This window comes from Vibrio sp. Y176, assembly GCF_033438945.1.
On sequence record NZ_JAWOQS010001262.1, the window covers coordinates 1 to 504 of the forward strand.

Annotated in this window: 1 protein-coding gene; it reads left to right on the forward strand. The window is 45.4% G+C overall.

Features of this window, described 5'->3' with window-relative positions; all coding sequences use genetic code 11:
* Positions 1-21: 21 nt before the first annotated feature.
* Positions 22-504: ATP-binding cassette domain-containing protein (locus tag R7O13_RS31300; protein ID WP_318305789.1), on the forward strand; the 483-nt coding region annotated here is incomplete at its 3' end.

Sequence of the window (504 nt, forward strand, 5' to 3'; positions counted from 1 at the left end):
TGTGCTTTAGGTGCTCAGTCGATATTAGACCGCGCAGAGTTTGCTTTGCAGGAAAATGGGGGTGTTTGTTTAGTAGGGCGAAACGGTGCTGGTAAGTCAACGTTGATGAAAGTACTTGCTGGCGACATCTTACTGGACGACGGCAAAATTCAAATAACACAAGACGTTGTTGTTTCTCGTTTGGAGCAAGATCCACCGCGCAACCAAGAAGGTACTGTTTATGAGTATGTCTCTGGTGGCTTAGCGGAAATTGGCGAACAGCTTAAGATCTACCATGATCTTCTTGATCTTGTTGCGCAAGACCCAAGCGAAAAGAACATCAACCGCTTAGCAAAAACTCAAGAACAATTGGATCATTCAAATGCGTGGCGTTTTGATGACCGAGTTAAAAACGTACTTAGTGCCCTAAAGTTAAGTCCAGACACATTACTTCGTGACTTATCTGGCGGCTGGCAACGCAAGGCGGCATTAGCTCGCGCTCTAGTTTGTGACCCTGATGTATTA